The organism is Streptomyces sp. NPDC058662, from assembly GCF_042716255.1.
GTDB lineage: Bacteria > Actinomycetota > Actinomycetes > Streptomycetales > Streptomycetaceae > Streptomyces.
This window is the reverse complement of sequence record NZ_JBHXRU010000163.1, coordinates 1-8,548: the sequence shown is the minus strand read 5'-3', so window position 1 is coordinate 8,548 and position 8,548 is coordinate 1. Positions and strand designations below refer to the sequence as shown.

The 8,548-nt window shown below is 73.6% G+C and carries 8 protein-coding genes and 1 pseudogene; 6 read left to right on the top strand and 3 right to left on the bottom strand.

Annotated features, from left to right (window positions below):
• Nucleotides 1-166: 166 nt before the first annotated feature.
• Nucleotides 167-856, bottom strand: coding sequence for a hemerythrin domain-containing protein (locus tag ACFWUQ_RS30410; protein WP_384544445.1), 690 nt, complete (start codon nt 854-856; stop codon nt 167-169).
• Between the two features lie 222 nt (nt 857-1,078).
• Nucleotides 1,079-1,498, bottom strand: a complete 420-nt coding sequence (locus tag ACFWUQ_RS30405; RefSeq protein WP_384544443.1) for an ATP-binding protein — start codon at nt 1,496-1,498, stop codon at nt 1,079-1,081.
• 320 nt (nt 1,499-1,818) lie between these two features.
• Here ACFWUQ_RS30405 and ACFWUQ_RS30400 point away from each other — a divergent pair, with 320 nt between their 5' ends.
• The 3 genes from ACFWUQ_RS30400 (at nt 1,819) to ACFWUQ_RS30390 (ending at nt 4,250) form a co-directional block, all read left to right on the top strand.
• Nucleotides 1,819-2,367: an isochorismatase family cysteine hydrolase gene (locus tag ACFWUQ_RS30400; RefSeq protein WP_384544441.1), complete on the top strand. Its 549-nt coding sequence runs from the start codon at nt 1,819-1,821 to the stop codon at nt 2,365-2,367.
• A 165-nt stretch (nt 2,368-2,532) separates the two neighbouring features.
• On the top strand, nt 2,533-3,810 hold the full coding sequence (locus ACFWUQ_RS30395) for a PP2C family protein-serine/threonine phosphatase (protein ID WP_384544447.1): 1,278 nt from the start codon (nt 2,533-2,535) through the stop codon (nt 3,808-3,810).
• Nucleotides 3,811-3,974: 164 nt separating this feature from the next.
• Nucleotides 3,975-4,250: an isoamylase early set domain-containing protein gene (locus tag ACFWUQ_RS30390; protein ID WP_384544439.1), complete on the top strand. Its 276-nt coding sequence runs from the start codon at nt 3,975-3,977 to the stop codon at nt 4,248-4,250.
• A 1-nt stretch (nt 4,251) separates the two neighbouring features.
• Here the strand turns inward: ACFWUQ_RS30390 and ACFWUQ_RS30385 are convergent, their stop codons facing one another.
• On the bottom strand, nt 4,252-5,475 hold the full coding sequence (locus ACFWUQ_RS30385; RefSeq protein ID WP_384544437.1) for a spore photoproduct lyase family protein: 1,224 nt from the start codon (nt 5,473-5,475) through the stop codon (nt 4,252-4,254).
• 249 nt (nt 5,476-5,724) lie between these two features.
• Between ACFWUQ_RS30385 and ACFWUQ_RS30380 the strand changes: the two are divergent.
• The 3 genes and pseudogenes from ACFWUQ_RS30380 to ACFWUQ_RS30370 all read left to right on the top strand — a co-directional run.
• Nucleotides 5,725-5,808 (top strand): annotated as a pseudogene (locus tag ACFWUQ_RS30380) (DUF6766 family protein); the annotation flags it as partial.
• Nucleotides 5,809-6,040: 232 nt separating this feature from the next.
• On the top strand, nt 6,041-7,822 hold the full coding sequence (locus ACFWUQ_RS30375) for an N-acetylglutaminylglutamine amidotransferase (protein WP_384544435.1): 1,782 nt from the start codon (nt 6,041-6,043) through the stop codon (nt 7,820-7,822).
• A gap of 42 nt (nt 7,823-7,864) precedes the next feature.
• Nucleotides 7,865-8,548, top strand: a 684-nt coding sequence (locus tag ACFWUQ_RS30370) for a TolB family protein (protein WP_384544433.1), incomplete at its 3' end; no start/stop codon positions are given.

Here is an 8,548-nt window from a genome sequence, read left to right as displayed (position 1 = left end):
TTCTTCCGGCCACACCCTAGATCTACCCCACAATTTTGGTGGGCTGCTTCAGTTGTTTTTATTCGCCCGGGCGCGGAAAGGCCGCGCCGCCGCGCCGCCACGGCGGCGCGGCCCCGCACCCGCGGACCGGATACGGGGCTCGCGAACACCGCGCGGTGGCGGGCCCTCAGCGCCGGCGGCGCAGGACCGCGGTCGTCACCCAGGCGGCCGCGGCGGCCGCCCCCAGGGCCGCGGCGACGAGGCGGCCGCGGGGGACATCGGTGGTCGTGGCCGCCAGCATGTCGCGGGCCCGGTCGAGGGCACTGAGCGGCACGGCCGCCAGCGCGTTGCCCGGAGGGCGGCGCGGGACGGCGGGATGCGGGCGGGTGGGGGCGGTGCGCCGCACGACCTCCCAGGCCGAACCGAGGCGCCGCAGCCGCGCCGGCTCGTGCGCCAGCGCCTCCTGGAGGCGCGGCAGCAGCAGGTCCTCCTCATCGCGGATGTCCTGGCGGATCAGGGCGAAGGCCGCGCCGACGAGCTCGTCGTGCCGAGACTCCGCCGGGTCGAGCGAGCCGATCTCGGCGACGAGTTCGGAGATCCGCTGGTGCTCGTCCTCCACCCGCGAGGTGAGTTCCTCCCCGTCGGGAGCGAGCCGGCGCAGGGCCGGCCACAGGACGGCCTCCTCGGCGAAGGCGTGGCTGAACGTGAGCTGCACGATGTCTGCGAGCACCTCCTGCCGCTGCGGCAGCGTGAGGGACGCGGACTCGTACAGACGCATGAGGCGGTCGAGTTCCGCGTGGTCGCGGCGCTGACGGGTGAGGATGCTGGACTCCCCGCCGAGCTGCTCGACGCTCTGCTGTGCGATGGACCGGGGCATGGGACCGTCTTTCCGTGCGGATCAACCAGTACGGGCCAGTACGTCGACTGCCGAAGTGCGCCTACCCCGGCGCCGCCCCGGACACGCACAGCGCCACTGCTCCCGTTCCGCCGAGCGCACCGTACGTGCGCAGCCCCGGCGGTGACCGGCGGCGCTCCGGGAGGCGCGCGAGGCGGGGCAGGCGTTCGTCCGCTCCCTCACCCGGCTCGGCCCCGGTGAGCGTCAGCGGTCGGGGCCGGACTCGGGCGGGAGGGCGAGGTCCGCCCAGACGGTCTTGTCCGTGGGGGAGCACCAGCTGCCCCAGTCGTGGGCGGTGCGGTCGACGATGAACAGGCCGTGGCCGCCGATGCTGTCGGCCCGGTGGTCCGGCATGTGCGGCGGCAGGAGGCTGCGGTCGGTGACGGAGATGAGCAGATGGCCGGCGTGGTGGTCGAGGCTCAAGCTGACCGGGCCGCCGGCGTGCTGAACGGCGTTGGCCAGGAGTTCGGCAGTGACCAGGACGGCGCCGCCCGATTCGGCGGCGGCGGTCAGGTGCCAGTCGGCGAGGGCCCGGCGGGTGAAGCCGATGCCCGCGGCGTAGGCGGAGGCGTCGCCGGGAGGGAAGGTGAGCTCGCGGTGGTGTGAAGGTGGGGGAGGGCCCATGGCGTGTCCCGCCTCGTGCGGTCTCGGACGGGGCACCTGCCCCGCCTGCGCACCGCTCACGCGCGTCGCCCCGTACCCGCGGCCTGCCCGGCACCGACCGGGAGGTGCGTCCGCCCGAGGAGAGGGGAGCCAGGCGCGAGCCGCGACCCGTACCGGTGATTCCGTGTCGCCGGCGACGGCAGGCCGCCGCGCGAGTGGCACGGCCCCGGGGAGACGCCTCGCATGAGCCGCGCCGACCCCGATGGGGGAGACTGGAACCACGGAGCGGAGCGGCACCATGCGCCGCCGCGGCAGACGGGACGAGACGGGAGGCGGGCCCCATGCCCCGTACGGCGCTCATCGTCATCGACATGCTCAACACGTACGCGCACGAGGACGCCGAGCACCTGGTCCCCTCCGTCCGCGACGCGCTTCCCGGGATCACGACGCTGCTGAAGCACGCCCGGGCCAGCGACTCGCCCGTGATCTACGTGAACGACAACTTCGGGGAGTGGCGCTCCCACCACGGGGAGATCCTTCGGGCGGCCCTCGACGGCCGCCACGCCGACCTCGTCGAGCCGGTCGCGCCCGATGAGAACTCCCTCTTCGTCGTCAAGGCGCGGCACTCCGCCTTCTTCGAGACACCGCTGGCCTACCTCCTGGGACAACTGGAAGCCCGCCAACTGGTCCTGTGCGGACAGGTGACCGAGCAGTGCGTGCTGTACTCGGCGCTGGACGCCCACATCCGGCACTTCGACGTCGTCGTGGCGGCCGACGCCGTCGCCCACATCGACGCCGACCTGGCCCAGGCGGCTCTGCGGATGATGCGGAGCAACATGTCCGCGGACATCCGCACGGTCGACGACATCACATTCGACGCTCCGCGGTAGGCCGGAGTCCCCGGCCGGCCCACCGCGGGCGAGGCGGCGAAGGAAGGGCAGGCGCCCCGTGAAGGGTTGGCACGCCATGCGCCTCGCGGAGCCCCGGGTCCCCGACGAGGCGGGGCCCGAGGTGCCGTGGTGAACGACCGGGACCGCTCCGCGGCGGGTCGGCGCATGCTGGTGGGACTGCTGTCGGCGAGCCACCTGCTGCCGCTGGAGCTGCTGCCCGCCAAGACGGCCGAGCACGCGGCCGGGGTCGGGTTCACCCAGGTGCTGATCTACGTGGTGGACCTCCAGGGCGACGTGCTGCGTCTGCTGACCGGGGACGACCTGGAGGCCGGGCAGGCGGCGCAGGGGGAGGAGACCGAGCTCAAGGTCGAGGGCACCGTGGCCGGGCGCGCGTACCAGCACGGGCACATCCTGGTCGGAGCCGAGGCGGGAGAGCGAGGAAGCCACTGGTGGGTGCCGCTGCTGGACGGCACCGAGCGCCTCGGCGTCCTGCGGATCACCGCTCCCGACGCCGATCCGCGGGCTCTGGAGGACATGGAGGCACTGTCCGCCCTGCTCGCCCTGATCATCGACAGCAAGCGGCGCAGCAGTGACACCCACGCCCGGCTGACCCGCACCCAGCCGCTCGCCGTCGCCGCGGAGATGCAGTGGCACCTGATGCCGCCGCCCACGTACGCGGACGGCCGCGTGATGATCAGTGCGGCGATGGAGCCCGCCTACAAGATCAGCGGGGACGCCTACGACTACGCGACCGCCGGCCACGTGGTGCACCTGTCGCTGTTCGACGCGATGGGCCACGACACCGCCGCGGGGCTCACCGCGACCCTCGCGATGGGCGCCTGCCGCAACGCGCGCCGGCAGGGCGCGGGACTGGTCGAGACGAGCGAGCGGATCGAGGAGGTGCTGATGGAGCAGTACGGCCGTACGCGCTACGCGACCGGTGTCCTCGCCGACCTCGACACCCGTACCGGGCTCCTGACCTGGGTCAACCGGGGCCACCATCCGCCGGTGGTCATCCGCGGCGGCCGCTGGAGCACGCTGCTGAACTGTCCGCCCGCGCACCCCATGGGCACCGGTCTCGGGCTGCGTACCACCCTGTGCCGCCACCAGTTGGAGCCGGGCGACCGGCTGGTGCTGTACACCGACGGCATCACCGAAGCCCGCCGGGCCGGCGACGAGGAGTTCGGACTGGCCCGGTTCATCGACTTCCTCATCCGCCACCACTCCGCCGGCCTGCCTGTGCCCGAGACACTGCGCCGCCTCATCCACGCCGTCCTCGAACACCATGACGGCCGCCTCCAGGACGACGCCACCGTCCTGTTCTGCGAATGGCTCGGCCCCACCCCGCACCCCACGAGTCGGGCGGCAGCCCTGGCAGGCCTCCCGCCGACCGACCCCGCCACCCGGCGGGTGCGCCCGGGGGAGACCGCCGTCGATTCCTGACCGCGCGGGCCGCCCTTGCCGCCGCGGGCCGCCCCCTCCCGGGGCCGCGGGGGCCTGCCGCACGGGTGAAACGCGCCGTCGCGGCGGCCGCGCCGGGCCGCCGCCCCCGGGCCCGGGTCGGACTATGGGCGCACCACCCCTCTGCCGGCAGGAGCCCCTCACCCATGTTGGAGCGCAAGCAGGTCAAGGATCGCGTCCGGGTCACCTTCGTCCTGCCGGCCGAGGCCCCGCCCGGTGCGGTCAGCGTCGTCGGCGATTTCAACGAATGGCGGCCCGGCGCACACCCCCTGGAGCCCCGCCGCGACGGCATGCGGGCCGTCACCGTCGTGCTGCCCGCCAAGGGCGTCCACTCCTTCCGCTACCTGGCGGACGGCGACCACTGGTTCGACGAGGACCAGGCGGACGGGCACGACGGGACCAACAGCCGCCTGCACACCTGAGTCAGAACGCGTAGCGGATCCGCAGCCACGGGGCCGCGGCGGCCACCAGCCGACGGACGGTGTCGACGGCCGCGGCCTTGTCGGCGTTGCGGTAGCGGACGTTCCAGCTGCCGTTCTCGGAACGCTTGGCCTGCTGGATGTCGGGTCGCCAGAGCATGTCCTCGGCCCGCGGATGCCACGCCAGGTTCAGCTCGTGCAGGTCCTCGTTGTGCGTCAGCATGATCACCTCCGCCGCCGCCTGCTCCTTGACGGCCCGGGGCAGGACGTCGTCCATGTACCGCAGCAGCTGGGTCCAGTCCTCCTCCCATCCCGGCCGGATGACCACGGGCGAGAGGTTGAAGTGCACCTCGTACCCCGCCTCCAGGAAGTCGGCGGCGGCCGCGACGCGCTGCTCCACCGGGCTGGTGCGGATGTCCAGCAGGCGTGAGTCCTGCGGCGGCATCACCGAGAAGCGCACCCGGGTGCGACCGCGCGGATCGAGCAGCAGCAGGTCCGGGTTGACGAACTTGGTGGCGAAAGAGGCCTTGGCCGTGGGCCAGAGCGCGAACGCGTTGATCAGATCCGCCGTGTTCTCGCTGATGAGGGCGTCCACCGAGCAGTCGTTGTTCTCGCCGATGTCATAGACCCACGCCGAGGGGTCGCACTGGTTCGGCTCCGGCTTGCGCCCCTGCCGCACGACGTGCCGGCCCAGGTGGGCGATGATCTGCTCGATGTTGGTGAACACGGTGATGGGATTGGCGTACCCCTTGCGGCGCGGCACGTAGCAGTAGGCGCAGGCCATCGCGCAGCCGTTCGCCGAGCCCGGCGCGATCCAGTCGGCCGACCTCCCGTTCACCCGCGTGGCCAGCGTCTTCTTCTCGCCCAGGACGAGGACCTCGCTCTTGACGCGGACCCAGCGTTCGAGGTTGCCCTCGTTGCCGTGGAGCTCCGGGATACGCCAGTGGGAGTCCACGTCGATGACCCGCGCCTCGGGGAAACGCGCCAGGATCTGCCGTCCGCGCGGTGAGGCCGCGGCTGCCGGCTCGGCGTGGATCTCGCGTACGGAGAGCATCCGCCGGGCAGCGGGGGAGTCGCGGAACGAGGGCCCGACGAGCGGACCGGAACGCGCCGGTCCGATGCCGCCGGGCCCCGGCAGGTCCTCCAGCCCGAACAGGGCATCGGCCTGGTCGGCGGCGGGCGCTCGGGACGGCCGAGCGGGCCGGTCGGGACGGGGGGACGGGCCCATGAGCGCACTCCCAGAGCCGGCCGGGGCCGGGCGGGTGGTCTGCGGGGAAAACAGTCGGATTTCCGAGCCTACACGGGCATAGGTACGAAATGCCGTGGCCATGGTGCCCTCCGTGAGGAGACAACGCGTGGATCAGACCCTGCCGCCCGGAGCGGCCCCGGCTGTCGGAGACCACGAGGCCGCCTGCGGCCTGCCGGCACCGGAAACCGTCCGGAAGCTGGAGCAGGACGAGAAGAAGACGTGCGCACCCTCTCCGTGTACCTGCGCCGGCGCGGCTCACCCGAGTCCAAGCCCGTGGGAGCGGGCCACACGTCGACGGGTGTCGAGGGCTGACGGGCCCCACCACGCGCTTCGTGCCGCCGGCCGCCCGTTCGCGCCCCCCGATTGAAGGGCGCCCGGGCGGGCAGGCGCCTCATATGTCGATCGTCGTCCGGGCAGACCCGCTCGGCATCGGCCGGACCGGTAACAGGAGAGTAGTGATGGCGTACGTGACCCCGTCCGCGACGGAGAGGGAGGCCCTGGGTACGGGGCGCTCCCATGGTGCCGGCATTGCGGTAGGTGCCCCGTGTGCGGCTTGAGCGGAGAGGTGCGCTTCGACGGCGGGCGGGCCGACCTCGCCGCGGTCGAGCGCATGACCGACGCCCTGGAGCCCCGGGGCCCCGACGGCCGGGGGGCCTGGTCGCAAGGAGCGGTGGCCCTGGGCCACCGCCGCCTGAAGATCATCGATCTGTCGGAGCGCGGCGCCCAGCCCATGACCGACGCGCAGCTGGGCCTCACCGCCGTCTTCAACGGCTGCATCTACAACCACCGCGAGCTGCGGGGCCGCCTGGAAGGGCTCGGACACCGCTTCTTCTCCGCCTCCGACACCGAGGTGGTCGTCAAGGCGTACGCCGAGTGGGGCGCGCAGTGCGTCGACTTCCTGGTGGGCATGTTCGCCTTCGCCGTGGTGGAGCACCACACGGGCCGTGTCGTCCTGGGGCGCGACCGGCTGGGCATCAAGCCCCTCTACGTCGCCCACGACAACGACCGGCTGCGCTTCGCCTCCTCGCTGCCCGCCCTCCTGGCGGGCGGGGGAGTGGACACCTCCCTCGACCCGGTGGCGGTCCACCACTACCTGAGCTGGCACGGCACGGTCCCCGCGCCCCGCACCGTACTGGCCGGCGTACGGAAGATCCCGCCGGCCACCGTCCGCGTCGTCGAGCGCGACGGGACCTACCGCGACCACTGCTACTGGCAGCCGTCGTACACCCGGCACTCCGAGCTCGGCGAGGACCCCGCGCTCTGGCAGGAGGCGGTGCACGACGCCCTGCGCACGGCGGTGCGGCGGCGCATGGTCGCCGACGTCCCGGTGGGCGTCCTCCTTTCGGGCGGACTGGACTCCAGCCTGATCGTGGCGCTGCTGGCCGAGGAGGGGCAGGAGGACCTCGCCACCTTCGCGATGGGCTTCGAGGCGGAGAACGGGGAGGAGGGCGACGAGTTCGTGTACTCGGACCGGGTCGCCCGCCTGTTCTCCACCGACCACCACCAGTTCATGATCCCCTCCGACCGGCTGCCGTCGGCGCTGGAGGCCGCGATCGGCGCCATGAGCGAGCCGATGATCAGCCACGACGCCGTCGCGTTCCACATGCTGTCGGAACAGGTGTCCAAAGAGGTGAAGGTCGTCCTGTGCGGGCAGGGCGCCGACGAGGTGTTCGCCGGCTACCACTGGTACCCCGAGATCGCCTCGGCCGCCCGCCAGGACGCGGACCAGGCCTACGCGAGCGCGTACTTCGACCGTACGCACGCCGATCTGACAGCCATGCTGCACCCGGACCTCGGGACGGGCTCCGACGCGTCGAGGGACTTCGTACGCGACCACATGGCCGCGCCGGGGGCCGAGAGCGCGCTCGACGCGACCCTCCGCCTGGACGTCCACGCCCTGATGCCCGACGACCCGGTCAAGCGCGTCGACAACATGACCATGGCCTGGGGCCTGGAGGCGCGGGTGCCGTTCCTCGACCACGAGCTCGTCGAGCTCGCCGCCGCCTGCCCGCCGGAGCTCAAACTGGCGCAGGGCGGCAAGGCCGTCCTCAAGGACCTCGGACGGACGCTCCTGCCCCGGGACATCGTCGACCGCCCCAAGGGCTACTTCCCGGTGCCCGCCGTGCGGAACATGGCCCCGCCCGTACTGGCCCGCGTCCGCGAGGCACTCACCGCCCCGGAGGCGCGCCGGCGCGGCGTCTTCGACCAGAGCGTGGTCCGCGAGCTGCTCGCGGAGCCCAACCGCCACCGGAGCAAACGCGGGGCCAACACCCTGTGGCAGGTCGCGTCGCTGGAGATCTGGCTGCAAGCGCACGGAATCCACTGAGCCGTCGACACCTGGAAGCGCCATCCCGCGAGAGACGACCCCATGCCCCTGGAGCACATCCCATCCCTGGAGCACGCGCCCGGCGGCCCCGGCGCCCCGGCGGCCCGCGGCACGGCGGCTCCGGTACCGGCCCCCGCACCGGCCCCCGTGCCGGTGCGGATGTCCGACCACCGGCCCGCCGACCCCCCGACCCTGCTCACCGCCCACGGGTGCTGGTACCCCTCGGCGGACCCCACGGGCGAGCACGTGGCGTTCATCTGCGACCGGGCCGGGGTCCCGCAGCTGTGGAGCGGCCCCGCGCGCGGGGGCGAGGCCCACGTACTGGACGGTGACCCCGAACCGGTGACCGAGGTCGCCTGGTCTCCCGACGGGCGCTGGATCGCCTACACCTCGGCCCCCGGCGGCGGCGAGCACACCCGGGTCCTGGTGGTGCGCCCGGACGGCACCGGGCGCCGGGTACTCGCGGGCGCCGAGCCGGACAGCTCGGCCCACCTGGGGGCCTGGACCCGTGACGGCACGGCCCTGGCCGTCACCGTCTCCCAGCCCTCCCCGACGGCCTCGGAGCACGACGGACCGGGACACGTGGGCGCGGACCCCGACCAGGCGGGGGCCCGGGGCCCCGGGCCCGGGGCCGCCCGGGGCGCACCGCGGGGGGGGCCCGAACAGCGCGTCGCCCCCCCCCCCCCCCCCGGCCCCCCCCCCCCCCCCCCCCCCCCGGTGGCCCCC

Bases quoted from the DNA above. Each gene is read 5' to 3' on its own strand.
- ACFWUQ_RS30410 (WP_384544445.1), bottom strand. From the start codon at position 856: ATGCCCCGGTCCATCGCACAGCAGAGCGTCGAGCAGCTCGGCGGGGAG.
- ACFWUQ_RS30405 (WP_384544443.1), bottom strand. From the start codon at position 1,498: ATGGGCCCTCCCCCACCTTCACACCACCGCGAGCTCACCTTCCCTCCC.
- ACFWUQ_RS30400 (WP_384544441.1), top strand. From the start codon at position 1,819: ATGCCCCGTACGGCGCTCATCGTCATCGACATGCTCAACACGTACGCG.
- ACFWUQ_RS30395 (WP_384544447.1), top strand. From the start codon at position 2,533: ATGCTGGTGGGACTGCTGTCGGCGAGCCACCTGCTGCCGCTGGAGCTG.
- ACFWUQ_RS30390 (WP_384544439.1), top strand. From the start codon at position 3,975: ATGTTGGAGCGCAAGCAGGTCAAGGATCGCGTCCGGGTCACCTTCGTC.
- ACFWUQ_RS30385 (WP_384544437.1), bottom strand. From the start codon at position 5,475: ATGGGCCCGTCCCCCCGTCCCGACCGGCCCGCTCGGCCGTCCCGAGCG.